The organism is Xanthomonas cannabis pv. cannabis (assembly GCF_000802365.1).
GTDB classification, from domain to species: Bacteria; Pseudomonadota; Gammaproteobacteria; order Xanthomonadales; family Xanthomonadaceae; genus Xanthomonas; species Xanthomonas cannabis.
The window spans coordinates 1-19,123 of record NZ_JSZE01000082.1 but is presented as its reverse complement, the minus strand read 5'-3'; the positions used below and the strand labels follow the sequence as shown (position 1 = coordinate 19,123).

Here is a 19,123-nt window from a genome sequence, read left to right as displayed (position 1 = left end):
CGATGAGCACGCCCTTGCTGCAGGTCGATCATGTCAGCCTGGAACACGCTTCCGCCCAGCGGGTGGTGCGTGCCACCCATCGGGTGCGCTTCGATGTGCATGAAGCCGACCGTTTCGTGCTGCTGGGGCCATCAGGGTGCGGCAAATCCACCCTGCTCAAGGCGGTGGCCGGCTTCGTCAGCCCGCGCGAGGGGCAGATCCGTCTGGACGGACAGGCGGTAACCGGACCGGGGCCGGATCGGGTGGTGGTGTTCCAGGAATTCGATCAGCTGGCGCCCTGGAAGAGCGTGCGCGACAACGTGATCTTCGGTCTGCGGGCGGCGCGCACGCTGTCGCGCGCCGAAGCACGCGAACGGGCGGACGAGAGTCTGGCCCAGGTCGGGCTGAGCGCGTTTGCCGAGGCCTACCCACACACCTTGTCCGGCGGCATGAAGCAGCGCGTCGCCATTGCGCGCGCGCTGGCGATGCGCCCACGCGTGTTGCTGATGGACGAGCCCTTCGCGGCACTGGATGCGCTGACGCGTTCGCGCATGCAGGAGCAGGTGCTGGAGCTCTGGGAACAATCGCGCTTCACGCTGTTGTTCGTCACTCATTCCATCGAAGAGGCGTTGGTGGTCGGCAACCGTGTGCTGCTGCTGTCGCCGCACCCGGGCCAGGTGCGTGCCGAGCTCAACGCGCATGCCTTCGGGCCACATAGCGCCGGTAGCGTGGCGTTTCAGCAGGCCGCGCAACGGATTCACCGGCTGCTGTTCGATCTGCCCGACGACACCCTGGACGACGACAAGGTGGCGCCATTGCGTCGCAATGCGCCACTGCAGCGTGAGGCGCTGCCATGAGCCGCTCGCCCGCCACCACGTTGCCGCCGATTCCACCGGTGCGCGCGGAATACGAATTGACGCTGCGGCCACTGGACCCAGCCCTGTTGACCGCCGCTGCGCCGATCCGCTGGCAGGCGCCGGCCTGGCTGCGCAAGGCCGTGGTGCTACTGGTCCTTGGAGCGGCCTGGGAGGTCGCCGCGCGCGTGGTCGGCGACGATCTGATGCTGCCGAGCGCACTACAGACTGCCCGCGCGTTCTACGACGGCCTGCTGTCGGGTGAACTGCTGCGCCGGGTGGGCGCTTCGCTGCGGGTGCTGGCGCAGGGGTATCTGCTCGGCGTGGTGTCGGCATTCCTGCTGACCGCCGTGGCCGCCTCCACCCGCTGGGGCCGCGACGTGCTTGGCACACTGACCGCCATGTTCAACCCGCTGCCGGCCATCGCGCTGTTGCCGCTGGCCCTGCTGTGGTTCGGGCTGGGCACCGGCAGCCTGGTGTTCGTGCTGGTGCACTCGGTGCTGTGGCCGCTGGCGCTGACCACCTACGCCGGCTTCCAGGCGGTGCCCGACACGCTGCGCATGGCCGGCCGCAACTACGGCTTGCGTGGGCCGCGCTATGTGGCGCAGCTGCTGATCCCGGCGGCGCTGCCGGCGATCCTGTCCGGCCTGAAGATCGGCTGGGCGTTCGCCTGGCGCACCCTGATCGCCGCCGAGCTGGTGTTCGGCGCCACCTCCGGTCAGGGCGGGCTGGGCTGGTACATCTTCCAGAACCGCAACGAGCTTTACACCGACAAGGTGTTTGCCGGCCTGGCCATGGTGATCGTGCTGGGCCTGCTGGTGGAGGGCGTGGTGTTCCAGGCGATCGAGCGGCTCACCGTGCGACGCTGGGGCATGCAACGCTAGAGTCTCTGTCCCGGCGGCGGCGATGCGCAGCCGGGGTTGATGCCTGACTGGGTTGCATGCAGCCATGTCGGGCCGTCCCTGAGCAGCCTCAGCCTGCCTGCCGGGCTCATCGGAACGGTCGCGTGCGCTTAACGGGTCTGGCTTATGCTGCCGGCCCCGTCGCTGCCGTATGCCGTCATGCCCACCGCGTCGTTCACTGCCTACCTGTATCCGGTCCTGTTGCTGCTCGCCAGCAATGTGTTCATGACCTTCGCCTGGTACGGGCATCTGAAGTACAAGAGCACCCCGCTGATGATCGCGATCCTGGTCAGCTGGGGCATTGCGTTCTTCGAATACTGCCTGCAGGTGCCGGGCAACCGGTTGGGCAGCGCGGTGTACTCGGCGCCACAGCTCAAGGGCATGCAGGAAGTGATCACGCTGCTGGTGTTTGCCGGGTTCTCGACGTTCTACCTGGGCCAGTCGCTGAAATGGAATCACTGGGCCGCATTCGGGCTGATCCTGGTGGCGGCGTTTTTGATGTTCAAGGAGTAATGGCCCTTTGAGCAACCAGCCCCGCCTCGCCCGTAGGAGCGCACCAGGGCGCGACCTCGCAGCAGCATCCCGGAGCGCGGCGCGATTGGCTTGTCGGGAATGCCGCGTCGCGCCCGGGTGCGCTCCTACAACCTGGGCTGGCTAGTTCGCCGCTTCCACCCATTGCGCGAACACTGCATCGATCTGCGCGTCCTTGACCCGCTTGCCCGCTTGCACAGCCTCGGCCTGCTCGAACATCGGCATGATCATCGCCATGCCATCGGGCTTGGTCTTCAGGTGCAGGCCCGGCGGTGTGTCCAGAAATCTGGCCCAGCGTGCACGCACCTTGGCCCAGTAATCCTGCGTGCCCTTCCAGTAGGCATAAGCCGGAGCGAAATCGACCTCGGTGGTCTTGCGGTAGTCGTTGAAGCCGAACTCGCGTGCGATCGCTTCCTGGCTGCCGTCGGGCTTGCGTAGCACCTTGGTGTTGAACTGTTCGTGCGTCCAGCCATTGGGCGTGAGGGTATGCCGATTGATCACCGAGAGCGCGTTGTAGTCGCTGCGCTTGGTGTACTCGCGGCGCGGCAACGGGCGCCAGCTCAAGTCACTGGTCCAGGTCGGGTGGCCATCGGCGTACTCCCAGCGGCCGGTACCGCAATAGCGTGGCGCATCGCTGACTTCGAACACGCATTGGGTCCATGCACCGGTGGTCGTGGCGGTGGGCACCGCACGCACCTGCCAGGTCTGGTCCGCACTGAACTCGAACCGCTGCGGCGCCTGATAGACCCAGTCCTGCCGCCAGTGCTTGGTCACGTGCTTGGTCTTCTCATCCACCAGCAGGTGCTGCAACACGATCTTTCGCGGGCTGTCCTCGACCACGATGACCACCTCGCTCGCACCGCTGCGCATCGCCGAGGCGCGCTCGTAGCCGGGCTTGAGCAACACGGTTTCGTCGAAGGCGAAATCCACCGCGTATTCGCCCTGCATCGCCAGGATGCTCTGGCGATCGCGCTCGGCATCTGTCGCTGCAGTGGCGACCACGGGTAACAGGCTCAGGGTCAGCGCAAGACAAGGGGGGACGAATCGACTCATCGGAACTCTCGGTGGTGAAGACGGGGATGTCAGCGGCGCAGGCGCAGCAGCGCAGCGGTCATGGCGATGGGATCGGCCCCGCGCGCGTCGGCCTGCGCCGCGCGCGACGAGGCAGCGCGCGCGCAGCAGCAATCGTCCACGGCCACGCGACCGTCGATGCCCTCTTCCCGCGCAAGCCGTGCGGCGACCTCCGCCCCCAACGCCGACACGGTCGCAAGGCTCGCCGCCAGGGGTTGCGCGCGCGCGCCCGCCGGGTGCAACCGCAGCGCGCTCAACCGCCAGCTCTCGCCGCGCATGCGTCCGGCCAGCCGCCGCCACAGGCGCTCGCCCACGCCCAGGCCATGGGTGTCGTCCGGTACGGGCGGCAAGCGCGAAACCAGCCGGTCCCAACCCAGGAAGTCGCTGTCCGGCAACAGGTACAACCGCCAGCAGCAGTGGCCGTCGGCATCGAAGAACCACACGCTTTCGCGCACGCCCTCGCTATCGACCTGTCGCAAGGCGGCCGCATCGACCGCGTGCTGCCAGCCATCGAGTTCATTGCCCAGCGCAGGGCGGTACAGGCACAGCACCGTGCCCAACGCCGCCAACTGCGGCGGACGCGGCAGCGCCGCGGCAGTAGCGCGTGCATGCGACGACACCGGCGGTGGGCGGGCGATGGGCATGGCCGCTACCAGCTCACGGCCAGGCTGACCGCGGCGGTGCGCCCGGCGCCGGTGAAGCGGTCCACCACCGTGCTGCCGGCCAGCGTGCCGTTGGGCAGTGCATTCCAGTCCACGTAGCGGCGGTCGGCCAGATTGAAGAGGCCGGCGGTGAGCCTGGCGCCGGGTGCGAACTCCCAGTGCCCCATCAGGTCCAGCGTGGCGTAGCCGGCCGAGGTGTAATAGCTTGCCAACTGCGGGCGCCGCTTGCGCGCGACGAAGCTGCCGATCAGCTCTGCGCCCCAGCTGTCGCTGTCGAAGGCCACGCCGAGCGTGCCGCGCAGCGGATCCACCGAGTTGAGCGGCGTGTTGTCGGTCAGGTTGTCGCCTTCCGAATAGGCAACCGCGCTGTTCAACGACCAGCCCTGCCAGCCGGCCAGCACCCCGAGATCCAGGCCGCCGCGTGCCTCTGCGCCCTTGATCACCACATCGTCCACGTTGCGCGACTGGAACACCATGAAACCATCGGAGTTGACCCCGGCTGGCGCATTGGACTCGATGAAATCGCGGTAATCGGTGTAGTACACCGCCAGGCCGAGATAACCGAGTGCGTCGTTGAAGCGCAGCCCCAGTTCACCACCGCGACTGGTTTCCGCTTTCAGGTCGGGGTTGGCGATGGCGGTATAGCGCCCCTGCAGATTGGTGAAGCCGATATTGACGTCGTTGTACGGCGGCGCGCGGAAGCCATGCGCGTAGTTGGCGTACGCCGACCATGCATCGGAGAACCGCCACACCGCGCCGAACTTGGGCGAGACCCGGGTTTGGTCGATGGTCGCGGCGGCAACGCCGGGATTGTCCTCGCGGAAGATGTCGTCCACCTGCGGCGACAGCCGGAAATAGTCCACGCGCACGCCCGGCGTCAGCGACAGGCGGCCATCGATCAGGCCGATTTCGTCCTGCGCATACAACCCGAGCTTGGTGGTTTCGCTGGTCGGGAAATCGCGTACCGGAAACACGTCCTGGCCGACCCGATTGGTGACTGCCCCATTGGCGAGGTTGACCGAATAGCCATCGCGCTTGGCACGCGTGTCGCTCCAGGTGCCGTCCAGCCCATAGGTGATTTCGTGGCGAAACGTGCCAGTGTCGATGGCTTTGTGGACGTTGACCAGCAGGCCGTAAACGCGCTGATCGAAGGTGTGTTCGTTATGGCGGCGGGTGTTGTTGCCGCGCAACTCGTTGGTGCGCTGCAGGCTCTCGCTGTCCTGGCGATACACCTGCCACTGCAGATCGTCGGCCAGTGCGGAATCCAGCGCATCGATCTCGTGCCGCAGCGACACCCGCGCACGGGTCTGATGGTCGCGCCCCTCCTGCGACAGAATGCGCAACGATGCGCTTGGCGAGCGCGTGTCGATGCTGGTGAGCGCATCGATGCTGCCGTAGTCTTCGTTGCCTTCGACCGTGAGCTTGAAACGCTGTCGTGCGCTTGGCGCATACACCAGCTTGGTCAGTACGCTGCGGCCGTCGACCTGCTGCGGGTTGGCTGCAGTGCGGGTGAAATCGCGGCTGCGGATGTCCCCCTGGTTTTGCGCCTCCTGGCCCTGACGGTGCGCAACGGCCACCATCCCGCTCCAGCGCTCGCCGCCGAAGGCGCCGGTGGCGCCGGCAAACAGCCCGTTCCAGTCGCCTTCGTAGCCGAACTTCAGGCCGACGTAGCTGGACGTATCGTCGCTCAGATAATCGGATGGATCCTTGGTGACGAAGGCCACCACACCGCCCAGCGCATCGGGCCCGTACAAGGCGCTGGCCGGCCCGCGCACCACTTCCACGCGCTTGAGCGTTTCCAGATCGACAAAGTTACGGTTGGCATTGAGATAGCTGCCAAACGCGAAGGTATCCGATACCGGCACGTTGTCGACCAGGATCGCCACGCGGTTACCGTCCAGGCCACGAACGCGGATGCCGCTGGCACCGGTGAAGCGGCCGCTGTTGGTGGTGACCGACACACCGGGCGTATAGCGAAACAAATCCTTGAGTTCGCGCACCAGTTGGTTGTCCACCTGCTCGCGGTCGATCACGTCCACTGTGCCCGGCACGTCGACCAACGCCCGTTGGGTGCGCGTGGCGGTGACCTGCAGGCGGTCGAAATCGTGCACCTCACGCGCCGGCTCGCCGCCGGCATCTGCGTCGGCAGCATGGGCACACAACGGAACTGCAGGCAGCGCAAGCGACAGCGCGGCCACCAGCGGATGCAGGCGGATCATTCAAGAACCTTTGTGGGAGACCCCGGACCTTGCGCGCAGCGACACGCCGCGTGCGGCAGCCGAGGGAGAACGGAATGGCGGACGGCGGCGGCAGCGCCCGCAGCGGTGATGCCGCACCCGTCAGCGGGTGCGTTGGTGCAAATCGACAGCACTGAAGCGCTGCTGTTGCAGCGGTGCCCTGGACACTAGCGCGAGGGCGCGCCTGCGCTGCCCTTCAGCATCGTACGGCCGCGCCCGCGCGGGGGGCGCAGCCGGGCGCGCTGCCAGGGTTACTTGGTGAGAATGAGCTTGTCGTTGCTGGTGTGGCGCAGGCGATACACACGGTCGCCATGCTGGATCAGCACTTCGCGGCGACCCTTGAGCAGCGCCTCGCTGCAGATGAGGTCTTCGGCAGGCACAGCACGCGGCGCGGCGCGGTCGCGCAGGTTGACCGGTTCGGAGCGGAGCAGTACGGGATGAGCGGTCATGATCTGGATCTCCAGTCGGTTGGCCAGACAAATAATAACCATTCTCATTTAATGATCAAGAGCCATTCTCATCTGAGTGGCTGGATCTTTGCATCAACTCACATTTCTCAATTGACCGGATCAATCGGTAGCGGTGCTTCGCGTCACCGTGTGGCCGCGTCCACCCGCTCCCATCCGGCTGCGTCCATCTGCGCGAGCGTCTCCAGGGCGCCGAGGTTTTCTTCCAGTTGGGCGACCCGGCTGGCACCGAGGATCACACTGGACACGTGCGGGTTGCGCAGGCACCAGGCGATGGCCAGCCGTGCGGGCGCGTGGCCCAGTTCGGCGGCCAGGGCGCAGAAGGCCCGTGCGCGCTCGACACGGCGCGACTCCGCTGCCCCAAACACCTCTTCCTGCAACCAGGCGTTGCCGGGCTGGCCCAGACGACTGTCCGCGTCCACGCCCTGGTTGTATTTGCCGGTGAGCAGGCCCGAGGCCAGCGGCGACCAGATGGTGGTGCCCAGCCCGCGCTCGCACAGCGGTGCGTACTCGTGTTCCAGCCGCTGGCGATGCAGCAGGTTGTACTGCGGCTGCTCCATCGCCGGCGCATGCAGGTGCTCCTGCTCGGCGATGGCGATGGCCGCGTGCACCTGGTCGGCACTCCACTCGGAGGTGCCCCAATACAGCACCTTGCCCTGGCGGATCAGCGCGTCCATGGCGCGCACGGTTTCCTGGACCGGCGTGTCCGGGTCGGGCCGGTGGCAGAAATACAGATCCAGATAGTCCACGCGCAGGCGCTTGAGCGCGGCGTGGCAGGCATCGGTGACGTGCTTGCGCGACAGCCCGCGCTGGGTCGGGCGCGGGCTGTCCACCGCACCGAAGAACACCTTGCTCGACACGCAGTAGCCGTCGCGCGGCAGGCGCAGATCGGCGATCACATCGCCCATCACCTCTTCGGCGCGGCCGCGTGCATAGACCTCGGCGTTGTCGAAGAAATTGATGCCGTTGTCCCAGGCCGCAGCGATCAGGTTGCGCGCTTCGCCGCGCCCGATCTGCTTGCCGAAGGTGACCCAGGCCCCGAACGACAACGCCGACAGCTGCAGCCCGGTGGAACCCAGACGACGGTAAAGCATGGCGAACTCCTGCAACCTCCGGGGCACCTGCCCCGGACCGGCTTGCGCAGTTTACCGGGCCGGGGCTGTGCGCAAGCCTGTGACGGCCGTCTGAATGCAGCTCGCCTTGCCCGCCGACACCCCCTGCTCTAGGCTTCTCGTTTTGCCGTCAGCAGCCCCGGGGATTGGAATGGTCGAAGGTTTGGGAAGGATCGGTTTCGGCCTGTTCGGTCTGGCGGTGCTCATCGGCATCACCTGGCTGTTTTCGAGCAACCGCCGCGCGATCGACTGGAAGCTGGTTGGCACCGGCCTGCTGCTGCAGATCTCGTTCGCCTCGCTGGTGCTGCTGGTGCCGGGCGGACGCGATGTGTTCGATTCGCTGGGCAAGGGCTTTGTGAAGGTGCTGAGCTTCGTCAATGAAGGCTCCACCTTCATTTTCGGCAGCCTGATGAACATCGAAAGCTACGGCTTCATCTTCGCGTTCCAGGTGCTGCCCACCATCATCTTCTTCTCTGCGCTGATGGGCGTGCTCTATCACCTGGGCGTGATGCAGGTGGTGGTGCGGGCGATGGCATGGGCGATCACCAAGGTGATGCGCGTGTCCGGCGCGGAAACCACCAGCGTGTGCGCCAGCGTGTTCATCGGCCAGACCGAAGCCCCGCTGACGGTGCGCCCGTACATCCCCAAGATGACCCAGTCCGAACTGCTGACGATGATGATCGGCGGCATGGCGCATATCGCCGGCGGCGTACTGGCCGCCTACGTCGGCATGCTCGGCGGCAGCGACCCCGCGCAGCAGGCGTTCTATGCCAAGCATCTGCTCGCCGCCAGCATCATGGCCGCACCGGCCACCCTGGTGGTGGCCAAGTTGCTGGTGCCGGAAACCGGTACCCCGCTGACCCGCGGCACGGTCAAGATGGAAGTGGAAAAGACCACCAGCAACATCATCGACGCGGCAGCGGCCGGGGCCGGAGACGGTCTGCGCCTGGCGCTGAACATCGGTGCGATGCTATTGGCCTTCATCGCGCTGATCGCCTTGATCAACGCGCCGCTGACCTGGCTGGGCGAGGTCACCGGCGCGGCTGCCGCGCTGGGCCGGCCGACCAACCTGTCGACGATCTTCGGTTATGTGCTGGCACCGGTCGCCTGGGTGATCGGCACGCCCTGGGCGGACGCGACCACGGTCGGTTCGTTGATCGGCCAGAAGGTGGTGATCAACGAGTTCGTCGCCTACACCGAGTTGTCGCAGATCGTGAAGGGCCAGGTGGCCGGCGTGAGCCTGAGCGAAGAAGGCCGCCTGATTGCCACGTATGCCCTGTGCGGTTTTGCCAACTTCAGCTCGATCGCGATCCAGATCGGCGGCATTGGCGGGCTGGCGCCGGAACGTCGTCACGATCTGGCCAAATTCGGCCTGCGTGCGGTGCTCGGCGGTTCGATCGCCACCTTCATGACCGCTACCATTGCCGGGGTGCTCTCGCACTTCGGTTGAGGCGGCGCGGGTTCATCGGCGTCACGGTCTAATCGCCGCACGCCACGTTTCATTCAAGTCATTCAAGCAAGCAGGTATTTATGAGTTCGGTCGTCGTTGTCGGGTCTTTCAATGTCGATCACGTGTGGCGCTGCGACGTGTTGCCGGCGCCGGGTGCCACCATCGCCGGCCGCTACAGCACCGGGCCCGGTGGCAAGGGGTTCAACCAGGCGGTCGCGGCCGCACGTGCCGGTGCCAGGACGCACTTCCTGTGCGCGCTGGGCGACGATGCCGGCGGCGCGCTGGCGCGCTCGTTGGCCGCACACGACGGCTTTGCGCTGATCGCCGAGCCCAGCAACGAGCCCACCGGCACCGGTGGCATCTATGTGGACGGTCATGGCCGCAACACCATCGTGATCGGTGCCGGCGCCAACTCGGTGCTGAGTGCGGCCTTTGTCGACAACCAGCGCGCGCTGGTGGCCTCGGCACGCGTGCTGCTGGCACAGCTGGAATCGCCGGCGGAAACCGTCGAATCGGCACTGGCGCTTGCACGCGAATGCGGCGTGCTGACCGTGCTCAACGCCGCGCCCGCCAATGCGCCGACCTCGATCGGCCTGCTCAAGCTGTCGGACGTGCTGACCCCGAACGAGACCGAATTCGCCGCGCTGCTCGGCCGCCACGTCGGCGAGCGCATCAACGCCGACGATGTCGCGGCGCTGGATGGCAACACGCTGCACTCGCTGTGCCGCAAGTTGCTGCCGGGCGGGACCGTGGTTGTCACGCTGGGCGCGGTGGGCGCCTTCATTTCGCACGCCGACGAACAGCTGCGCGGCGACACTGCCGCGCATTACCGCGTGGGCGCCGAAAGCGCGCAGACGGTGGACACCACCGGTGCCGGCGACGCCTTCAACGGCGCACTGGTCGCCTCGCTGGCGCAGTCGCCGGGGGCAAGCTTCATCACCCACGTGCGCTTTGCCACCCGCTACGCAGCGCGCTCCACCGAAGTGGAAGGCGCGGCCACCTCGATGCCGCGGATGCTGCCTGACGTGGCTGTGTAACCGCACGCGTCAAGCGATCGACAAAGGCGACTGCAGCGATGCGGTCGCCTTCTGCGTTCAGGGGTTTGGGGTGTACGTTGGAGACTGTTCTGCGCTGGGGACCGCAGGTTGAGACGTGGCTGCCGACGGGCGCTGCGAGCTCTGCTGGTGCAGGAACTTCGGTCGCCTTCGTCGGAAAGCGTCGGGTACAGGAACGAGGCGTGATGCTAGGGAATGAGGCGTGATGCAGCGTCGGGCGCCCGTACCCTCATCCGGCGCTGACGCGCCACCTTCTCCCGACGGGAGAAGGAATAGAAGCTGCTCCCACTCCCGAAAGGAATAGAAGCTGCTCTCCTACTCCGGCGCGGAGAAGGAATAGACCCTGTTCTCTTACTCCCGAGGGAAGGAATAGGAGCTGCTCTCCTACCCACGAGGCGGAGAAGGAATAGAAGCCCCTCTCCCCGCGGGAGAGGGGTTGGGGTGAGGGTACGGTCAGCCAACAGGTTCACCGCCCTCGTTCTATCTAGTCGCGCGACCCGCACAGCATCGTGCAGGACCGAAGGCCGGAAACGCTTCCGCTTCCCGCTTCCCGCTTCCCGATTCCCGATTCCCCACCCAGCTACAATGCCTCCATGCAGATCGGCCCCTACTCCATCGCACCCAGGGTGATTCTCGCGCCCATGGCCGGCGTCACCGACAAGCCGTTCCGCTTGCTGTGCAAGCGGCTTGGCGCCGGGCTGGCGGTGTCGGAGATGACCATTTCCGACTCGCGCTTCTGGGGCACGCGCAAATCGCTGCACCGCATGGACCATGCCGGCGAACCGGACCCGATCAGCGTGCAGATCGCCGGCACCGAGCCGCAGCAACTGGCCGAGGCGGCCCGCTACAACGTGGACCACGGCGCGCAGCTGATCGACATCAACATGGGCTGCCCGGCCAAGAAGGTGTGCAATGCCTGGGCCGGCTCGGCATTGATGCGCGATGAGGCGCTCGTGGCGCGCATCCTGCGCGCGGTGGTGCAGGCGGTGGATGTGCCGGTGACCTTGAAGATCCGCACCGGCTGGGATTGCGACCATCGCAACGGCCCCACCATCGCCCGCATCGCGCAGGACTGTGGGATTGCCGCACTCGCCGTGCACGGGCGTACCCGCGACCAGCATTACACCGGCAGCGCCGAGTACGCGACGATCGCGCAGATCAAGGCGGCGCTGCAGATCCCGGTGATCGCCAACGGCGATATCGATTCGCCGCAGAAGGCCGCACAGGTGCTGCGCGAGACCGGCGTGGATGCGGTGATGATCGGCCGCGCCGCGCAGGGCCGCCCCTGGATTTTTGGCGAGGTGGCGCACTATCTGGCTACTGGCGAGCTGTTGCCGCCGCCGTCGCTGGCATTTGTGCGCGACACGCTGCTGGGGCATCTGGAGGCCTTGCACGCGTTCTACGGCCAGCCGCAGGGCGTGCGCATCGCCCGCAAGCACCTGGGCTGGTATGCGAAGGATCACCCGCAAAGCGCCGACTTCCGCGCGGTGGTCAATCGCGCCGAGACGCCGGAGGCACAACTGGCGCTGACGCGCGACTACTTCGATGCCTTGATTGCCGGCGTGGCGCCCGAATTGTCGGACGCTGCCTGAGTTTTCCTGCATTGCCGGAGCTGCACACATGAGCGCACCGCACGACTCCCCGACCTACCTGCACGGATTTTCTGCCACCGAACAGGCGCGCCTGCTCAAACAGGCCCGGCTACTGGAAACGACCCTGTTCAACGAGGTCGACTACAGCGGCGCGCGGCGCCTGCTGGAAGTGGGCAGCGGGGTCGGCGCGCAGACCGAGATCCTGCTGCGCCGGTTTCCCGACCTGCACGTCACCGGCGTGGACCTGAGCGAGGCGCAACTGGGCGCGGCGCGGGCCAATCTTGAACGGTTGGCGTGGTGCCGCGAGCGCTACACGCTGCAGCAGGCCGATGCGGGCGACCTGCCATTCGAGGCGCGCCAGTTCGATGCGGCCTTCCTGTGCTGGGTGCTCGAACACGTACCATCGCCGGCGCGCGTGCTCAACGAAGTGCGGCGCGTACTGTTGCCCGGCGCGCCGGTCTACGTGACCGAGGTGATGAATGCCTCGTTCCTGCTGCACCCGTACTCGCCCAACCTGTGGCGCTACTGGATGGCGTTCAACGACTTCCAGCATGACCAGGGCGGCGACCCGTTCGTCGGTGCCAAGCTGGGCAACCTGCTGCTGGCCGGCGGCTTTCGCGATGTGCACACGCAGATCAAGACCCTGCATCTGGACAACCGCGAGCCCGGCCGGCGCAAGACCATGATCGGGTTCTGGGAAGAAGTGCTGCTGTCGGCGGCCGATCAGCTGCTGCAGGCCGGCGCCGTCGACGCAGACACCGTGGAGGGCATGCGCGGCGAACTGGCGCAGGTGCAAAGCGACCCGAATGCGGTGTTCTTCTACTCGTTCGTGCAGGCCCGCGCCACGGTCTATTGAGCGTTCGGAACAGGTGCGGCGGCCGGCGTCCCGGCCGTGTCCAGGTCGCCGGTCAACGTCGTGCCGCTTGGCGCCTGCCAGATGCGGCGCCACATCTGCGCCAGCACCGCACCGATCTGGTCGCGGGCCACCGGTGCGCGATACGCCGCCTGCACCTGCCGCGGCACGATCGGCTGCCACTGCCCGTCGTCGCGGTGGGCCACGACAAAATTGAAGTTGTAGTCCGGCTCCAGGCCCATGCGCAGGTCGCTGAGCATCAGGTCGTCATCGACCAGGCGTGCGCGCATGAAGCCGCGATTGAACCAGGTCAGCCTGCGTACCGAATCGAACCGGGCCACTTCGCCCAGTGCCTGGGTATTGCTGGAGAACCCGCGGAACTGCATCGGGCCGCTGTCGGCCACCAGCGAACGTTCGCCGATCACATAACCGCTGGGCGTCATCGCCACCACGCGCCACAGCAAGGTGTTGAACGGCATGGGCACCGAGAAGCGTGGCGCGTCGGCCAGCCCCATCGCCGCCAGCGCGCGATCGGCCTGCTGGTCGACCAGGTGCTTGGCCATCAGCGACCAGCCCAGGTACGCACTGCTCGCCACCAGCCCGATCACCAGCGCGCGCTGCGCAAGCGGGCGCGCACGCGCGAACCAGGCCACCGCACAGGCCAGCAACAGCCACAGCGTGTACGCCGGGTCGATGATGAAGACGCTCGACCACATGGCCGGGTGCGGCTGCAGCGGCCACCAGAGCTGGGTGCCGTAGACGGTAAAGGCATCCAGCAGCGGATGGGTGATCAGCGCAAGCTGGATTGCCCAGAACCAGCGCGTGGGTGCACTGGCCACGCGCCCGTTGCCGTAGCGCCGGAACAGCCACCAGATCAGCCAGCCCACCAACGGCAGCACGAACAACGAATGGCTGGCGCTGCGGTGCACGGTCATCAGGGTGACCGGGTCGTCGGTCAGCGGCAGCAACACCAGCGAGTCGAGGTCGGGCAAGGTGCCCAGTGCCGCGCCGGCCAACAGGGCAGCGCGCCGCTGTCCGGGCGGCGCAATGGCAGCGGCGATGGCGCCGCCAAGAACGATCTGGGTCAATGAATCCATCGGCCGATGCTAGCAGGCCCGACATGCACGCATGGGAATATCCACCGCCACGTTTCGTCGGCGCGGGGCTGTGAATGCGCCGGCTCCTGCGCCGGACGCGCCGCGCCCACCGACATCGGCTTAACCCCACGGCATCGCGTTCAGGCGCACAATGCAACCGACACACGGGGCGTGTATCATCCGCACCCATCTTTTCATCCGAATTAAGGGATATAAGCCTGATGTCCAGCTACCTGTTCACCTCCGAATCGGTCTCCGAAGGCCATCCGGACAAGATCGCCGACCAGATCTCCGACGCCGTGCTGGATGCCATCCTGGCCCAGGACAAGCGTGCCCGCGTGGCGTGCGAGACGCTGGTCAAGACGGGCGTTGCGATCGTCGCCGGCGAAGTGACCACCAGCGCCTGGATCGATCTGGAAGCGCTGACCCGCAAGGTGATCCTGGACATCGGCTACAACAGCTCCGACGTCGGCTTCGACGGCGAGACCTGTGGCGTGCTCAACCTGATCGGCAAGCAGTCGCCGGACATCAACCAGGGCGTGGATCGCAAGAACCCCGAGCAGCAGGGTGCCGGCGACCAGGGCCTGATGTTCGGCTATGCCACCAACGAAACCGACAGCTTCATGCCGGCAGCCATTCACCTGTCGCACCGTCTGGTCGAGCAGCAGGCCAAGATCCGCAAGAAGAAGAACTCGGCGCTGGCCTGGCTGCGTCCGGATGCCAAGTCGCAGGTCACCCTGCGCTATGAAGACGGCGCGGCGACCGCGATCGATGCGGTGGTGCTGTCGACCCAGCACGACCCGGGCATCAAGCAGAAAGACCTGATCGAAGCCGTGCGTGAGGAAATCCTCAAGCCGGTGTTGCCGGCCAAGTGGCTGCACAAGGGCACCAAGTTCCACATCAACCCGACCGGCAAGTTCGTGATCGGCGGCCCGGTGGGCGACTGCGGCCTGACCGGTCGCAAGATCATCGTCGACACCTACGGCGGCTGGGCCCGTCACGGCGGCGGCGCGTTCTCGGGCAAGGATCCGTCCAAGGTCGACCGTTCGGCTGCCTATGCGGCGCGCTACGTGGCCAAGAACGTGGTGGCCGCGGGTCTGGCCGACCGTTGCGAAGTGCAGGTGTCCTACGCCATCGGCGTGGCCGAGCCGACCTCGATTTCCGTCACCACCTTCGGCACCGGCAAGATCGCCGACGAGCAGATCGAAAAGCTGATTCGCAAGCATTTCGACCTGCGTCCGTTCGGCATCATCCAGATGCTCGACCTGATCCACCCGATGTACCAGCAGACCGCCTCTTATGGCCACTTCGGCCGCAAGCCGAAGGACTTCACCTACACCGACGGTGCCGGCGTGCAGCATTCCGCCACCTCGTTCTCGTGGGAAAAGACCGACCGCGCCGACGCCCTGCGTGCCGACGCCAAACTGAAATAATCACGCCGCTCCTGCGGGAGCGGGCGCGATGCGTGACGACCGGGCCGCTGATGCGGCCCGGTTGCGTTTTGGCGGTCTGTCGGTGGGTTGCCCAACTTCAATACATGGCAAGTTGCGAAGGCGTCGGCTGACGGCGGACCCGCACGTGCAGGTGCGTGACGCAATAGAGCCCCTCTCCCCGCGGGGCGAGAAGGCACGGCTTACGCGCCACCGGCGCGTGTGCCTTGGAGCGCCCGTGCCGCAAGCGCGGGCCGGGGCGCAGAGAGGGGTTGGGGTGAGGGTAAGGGCGAAGCCACTCCCTGCCGAATAGCACCTGGCTGCGCACATACCCTCATCCGCTCCTACGGAGCACCTTCTCCCGCCTTGCGGGAGAAGGGACAACGACGCCCAGCAGTCTGCTCAAGCCCCTCTCCCCGCGGGAGAGGGGTTGGGGTGAGGGTACGGGTCGAAGTCCCAGGCCATGCCAACCATCGCAGGACAGTTGTCGCGAACCTGTTGCTACCGATCGAGCTGCAACTGCTGCTCCAGCGCCGTAGCAAAATCCGCCAATGGGCAGGCCGTGCGCTGCTCCGGCGCACACAGGCCCAGCGCCAATTCCTGCTGCAGCGGCGGGTGGTCCAGATCCAGCGGCGCGAGAGTGCGCAATTGGTCCAGCGATTGCGCCAGGTAACGTGCACGCACCACCTAGGTGCCGTCTGGCGCGCGCCACAGGCCGAGCAGCAACGCGCCACCCGGTGGCGGGTCGTCGGCGCCGTAGCCGGGCAAGTGGAAGTGCACGCCCAGCAGGCTGCTCAGCGCGGCGATATGCGTGTCGCTGCCGACGAACAGCGAGACCTTCGGCGCCTGCGCATTTCCGAACCGTTGCAGCACCGCGCGCGCCAACGGGGCGCCCGAACGCTGCGCCATGTAGTGCGGGCGTGCATAGAGATCGAACAGCAGTGCATGCAATCGCGACACCTGTGCCAGACGCTCGGGTGTGGCGCGGCCCCAGCCGACCTGCGCCAGCGGCAGGCCATCGGCATACTGCAGCAACAGCACTTCGCCGGTGCCGGAGGTCAGGTCGATCGGCCCGCCCAGGGCCAGGCCCCGCCCATTGGCCGAGGGCGCCAGCGTGGAGGGCATGCGCGCAAAATCGCAGGGCGTGCGGCGGCAGCCCAGAATCTGCTGCATCGCCTGCAGTTCGGCTGCGTGGCCTACCAGCAAGGCGGCCGGCCCGCCGGTCTGCCGCTGGATCGATGCCACGGCAGCGGCCGCGTCGAATGCCACCGCGCCGGCTTCGATCGGCCGGAACAGCGGGTCGTCGCTGCCTGCCTCGCGGTGGCTGGCGACCAGGCCGCAGCCGGGTGCCAGTGCGTCGGCCAGCAGCGCGCCGCTGTCGATGGTGCGTTGATCGGTGTTGGCCCAGACCGACACGCTGCGCGGAGACGGGCAGCCGGCGTGCGGCAGCAGCCCCTGCGCCGCCAGCCACTGACGCAGATACTCCCCGCTCAAGCGCACTGCCGTGCGACCCCGCGGGGTCAGCAGGCTGGCCGGAGTGGACCACTGCGGCCAGGGCTGGTCGGCATAGCGTGCCGCCGCTGCTTCGCCCTGTAGCGGCGCACGCACGCCGTGTCGGAAGATCACCACCACGCGCTCGAAGTGGGCCGTGGCTGTCGTGGGTGATGGTTCCGCTGCTGCGGCGCTGCCCTGCGTGCGCGCATCCGACATCGGCAGCGGTGCATGCGGTTCCGATGCTGCGCGGCCGCTCAACAACGTGGCGGCCAACGACGTCCACAGCGCGCTTGCGACGAACATCGATGGCATACCGATACGCGGCATGCGCGCGTCATGCGTTGCGCCGTTTGCCGGCGGCGCAGGGTGCCCCGTGGAGTGCGGCGGGCGCCACGCGATCCCCATCGCATCGCGCCCGCTGCATCGATCCGTTGCGGACCGCGGCAATTCCCGCTTGCCGGCGAACGCCCCCTGCGGCCCGGCACCCTGCCCTACATCACCGACTTCGCGCGCGGCGATCCTGCTGCGCCGGCACCTGTCGACGACGGCAGTCCACATCGTCTGCATGTCCTCTGAGCAGCTTCGTAAGCGGTGCAGCAGCCAACAACGAGCGTACATTCCGTCATCCAGAGCACAGCCGGGCTGCAACAGCGTCGGACCTCCCGACAGTGCGACGGCACGAGCGGAAAAGCGATGCAGCGGCCCTGCACCACGCCTGCAGGCAGGCGCGGCGCATGATGGGGATGGGTTGTTTCACCCCGGTGACGCCCGGGCAAGACCCGAAGTCTGCATGCCTCAGGCGCGCACCTCGGCACAGTTGCGCGAGCACGCAGCTGGAATGGCAGCCGGGCTGCGCAGACGAGGGCCGCGGTGCGGTCGCAGACATCTCCCGCTCGGATCGCAGTGCGGACACTCGCGCTACGGCCCCCGCAGCCTGTTTCGCCATCCAATACTCTTCTTCCACAGAGCGTGACCATGCACCCGCCATCCATGCCGTGGGCAGCGGGCCGCACTCACGTTCGCAGAAAGATCTCCACGCGCCGGTTGAGCTGCCGTCCGCCGGGATTGTCCTGCCCCTTGAGGGTGTTGGGCGCCACCGGCTGCGATTCGCCATAGCCCTTCGCACTGGCCGTCTGGGCGGTACCGCGCGTACGCAGCGCGGCCAGCACGGCGTTGGCGCGGCGCTCGGACAGGGCCTGGTTATAGGCGTCCTCGCCCTTGCTGTCGGTATGCCCGCGCACCTGCATGTCCTGTGCTGCCACCTTGCCGAGCGCAGCGGCCAGGGTATCGAGCACGCGTGCCGCATCGGGACGGATGTCGGACTTGTCGAAGTCGAACAGGATGCGGTCGTTCAAGGTGATCAGATAACCGCAGGGCGCACCGGGCGGGGCGAACTTCTGCAGCGGCGGGAAGCGGCCGGCCGGCGGCACCTTGGGCAGCGGCGGCATGCGCACCTCGCGGGGAGGCGTGCCCAGCGTGCCGGTGCCGTTGCCGTGGTTCTGCACCAGACCCTCGGGCCCGTTCCAGGTACCCGACCCGTCGGCGTTGATGGTCACCAGCCCGCGTGGGCCGTTCCAGGTGCCGCTGCCATCGCCGCGATTGTCGATCAGGCCGCTCTTGCTGCTGTTCCAGGTGCCGGCGCCCTTGCCGTCCAGGCTGATCAAACCGGCCGGGCCGTTGTAGGTGCCGCCGCCATTGGACTGCACGTCGATGAGCGCATCGTCGCCGTTCTGGCCGGTGCCGTTGATGGTGCCGCTGCCATCGGCGTTGATGCGGATCAAGCCACCGTCGACGTTGGCGGTGCCACTGCCGTCGGCCTTGAGATCGAACAAACCACCATCGCCGTTGCGCAGCAGGTTGCCATGGGCATCGACGCTGGTGATGCCGGCATCGGTGATCAGCGTGCCGCCATCGCCACAACGCGCGGGCGCCACGCTGACGCCTTCGATCGGGTCGAGCACGTCCTGCAACGAGGCTTCCAGTGCGCGTTGCGCCGGGGTCACGCCGACGATGTCGGGGACCACGATCATCGGGATGGCCGGAAATTCGGGCACTGACGCATCGGTCGCGGGTGGCGCATCGGTGGCAGGCGTTGCGGTCTGCGTTGCCTGCGGCCTTGTACCTGCAACGTCTGCCGCGGTCTTCTGACCTTCGCCACGGCTGCAAGCCGCCAATAGCAAGGGAACCCAAATCACTGCCGACAACGTCGTGCGCATCGCGTCTTCCTTGGTTCGAGCGAGTTCGAGGGAACCGCCTGATAGCACGAGCCTGGTCAACACCGCGCTAAGAGCGGCTGACAGACCTGCCGTGCGTCCGTCCGTCCGCCCGTCAGGCGGG

General features: G+C 67.0%; 15 protein-coding genes and 1 pseudogene. 8 read left to right on the top strand and 8 right to left on the bottom strand.

Going from position 1 to position 19,123, the window contains the following annotated elements; genetic code table 11:
* Positions 1–2 precede the first annotated feature (2 nt).
* The 3 genes from OZ10_RS14185 to OZ10_RS14175 all read left to right on the top strand — a co-directional run bounded on the left by OZ10_RS14185 (position 3) and on the right by OZ10_RS14175 (position 2,248).
* Positions 3–836 carry an ABC transporter ATP-binding protein gene (locus OZ10_RS14185; RefSeq protein ID WP_039565501.1) on the top strand — a complete coding sequence of 278 codons (834 nt, stop codon included), beginning with the start codon at positions 3–5 and terminating at the stop codon, positions 834–836.
* Positions 833–1,717 (top strand): ABC transporter permease, encoded by an 885-nt coding sequence (locus OZ10_RS14180; RefSeq protein WP_039408533.1) that lies wholly within the window; start codon positions 833–835, stop codon positions 1,715–1,717. Before OZ10_RS14185 ends, OZ10_RS14180 begins: the two co-directional genes overlap by 4 nt.
* Positions 1,718–1,894: 177 nt before the next feature.
* Positions 1,895–2,248 carry a DMT family protein gene (locus OZ10_RS14175; protein ID WP_039408585.1) on the top strand — a complete coding sequence of 118 codons (354 nt, stop codon included), beginning with the start codon at positions 1,895–1,897 and terminating at the stop codon, positions 2,246–2,248.
* Between the two features lie 141 nt (positions 2,249–2,389).
* On the opposite strand, the gene OZ10_RS14170 is transcribed toward OZ10_RS14175, so the two are convergent.
* The 5 genes from OZ10_RS14170 to OZ10_RS14150 form a co-directional block, all read right to left on the bottom strand.
* Entirely contained in the window at positions 2,390–3,319 is a 930-nt protein-coding gene (locus OZ10_RS14170) for a DUF6607 family protein (RefSeq protein ID WP_039565499.1), read from the bottom strand.
* Positions 3,320–3,348: 29 nt separating this feature from the next.
* Positions 3,349–3,981 carry a ChuX/HutX family heme-like substrate-binding protein gene (locus tag OZ10_RS14165; protein WP_039408529.1) on the bottom strand — a complete coding sequence of 211 codons (633 nt, stop codon included), beginning with the start codon at positions 3,979–3,981 and terminating at the stop codon, positions 3,349–3,351.
* 5 nt (positions 3,982–3,986) lie between these two features.
* Entirely contained in the window at positions 3,987–6,218 is a 2,232-nt protein-coding gene (locus tag OZ10_RS14160; protein ID WP_039565497.1) for a TonB-dependent hemoglobin/transferrin/lactoferrin family receptor, read from the bottom strand.
* 269 nt (positions 6,219–6,487) lie between these two features.
* A complete protein-coding gene (gene hemP / locus OZ10_RS14155) occupies positions 6,488–6,727 on the bottom strand; it encodes a hemin uptake protein HemP (protein ID WP_202903018.1) in 240 nt (79 codons plus the stop codon).
* Between the two features lie 101 nt (positions 6,728–6,828).
* Complete coding sequence (locus tag OZ10_RS14150) at positions 6,829–7,812, bottom strand: potassium channel beta subunit family protein (protein ID WP_184554086.1); 984 nt, start codon at positions 7,810–7,812, stop codon at positions 6,829–6,831.
* A gap of 154 nt (positions 7,813–7,966) precedes the next feature.
* On the opposite strand from OZ10_RS14150, the gene OZ10_RS14145 reads away from it, so the two are divergent.
* From OZ10_RS14145 to OZ10_RS14130, 4 genes are all read left to right on the top strand, one after another.
* Positions 7,967–9,265, top strand: a complete 1,299-nt coding sequence (locus tag OZ10_RS14145; RefSeq protein WP_039408521.1) for a NupC/NupG family nucleoside CNT transporter — start codon at positions 7,967–7,969, stop codon at positions 9,263–9,265.
* An 80-nt stretch (positions 9,266–9,345) separates the two neighbouring features.
* On the top strand, positions 9,346–10,302 hold the full coding sequence (locus OZ10_RS14140; protein ID WP_039565492.1) for a ribokinase: 957 nt from the start codon (positions 9,346–9,348) through the stop codon (positions 10,300–10,302).
* 611 nt (positions 10,303–10,913) lie between these two features.
* Positions 10,914–11,912 carry a tRNA dihydrouridine synthase DusB gene (gene dusB / locus OZ10_RS14135; protein ID WP_039565490.1) on the top strand — a complete coding sequence of 333 codons (999 nt, stop codon included), beginning with the start codon at positions 10,914–10,916 and terminating at the stop codon, positions 11,910–11,912.
* Positions 11,913–11,940: 28 nt separating this feature from the next.
* Positions 11,941–12,768, top strand: coding sequence for a class I SAM-dependent methyltransferase (locus OZ10_RS14130; protein ID WP_039408509.1), 828 nt, complete (start codon positions 11,941–11,943; stop codon positions 12,766–12,768).
* Here the strand turns inward: OZ10_RS14130 and OZ10_RS14125 are convergent.
* Positions 12,762–13,862, bottom strand: a complete 1,101-nt coding sequence (locus OZ10_RS14125) for a metal-dependent hydrolase (RefSeq protein ID WP_039408508.1) — start codon at positions 13,860–13,862, stop codon at positions 12,762–12,764. The genes OZ10_RS14130 and OZ10_RS14125 overlap by 7 nt on opposite strands.
* A gap of 221 nt (positions 13,863–14,083) precedes the next feature.
* Between OZ10_RS14125 and metK the strand changes: the two genes are divergently transcribed.
* Positions 14,084–15,295, top strand: coding sequence for a methionine adenosyltransferase (gene metK / locus OZ10_RS14120; protein WP_039408506.1), 1,212 nt, complete (start codon positions 14,084–14,086; stop codon positions 15,293–15,295).
* Positions 15,296–15,793: 498 nt separating this feature from the next.
* Here the strand turns inward: metK and OZ10_RS14115 are convergent.
* Positions 15,794–17,191: pseudogene (locus tag OZ10_RS14115) on the bottom strand (histidine-type phosphatase).
* 608 nt (positions 17,192–17,799) lie between these two features.
* Positions 17,800–19,002, bottom strand: coding sequence for an OmpA family protein (locus tag OZ10_RS14110; protein ID WP_081419542.1), 1,203 nt, complete (start codon positions 19,000–19,002; stop codon positions 17,800–17,802).
* Positions 19,003–19,123 lie beyond the last annotated feature (121 nt).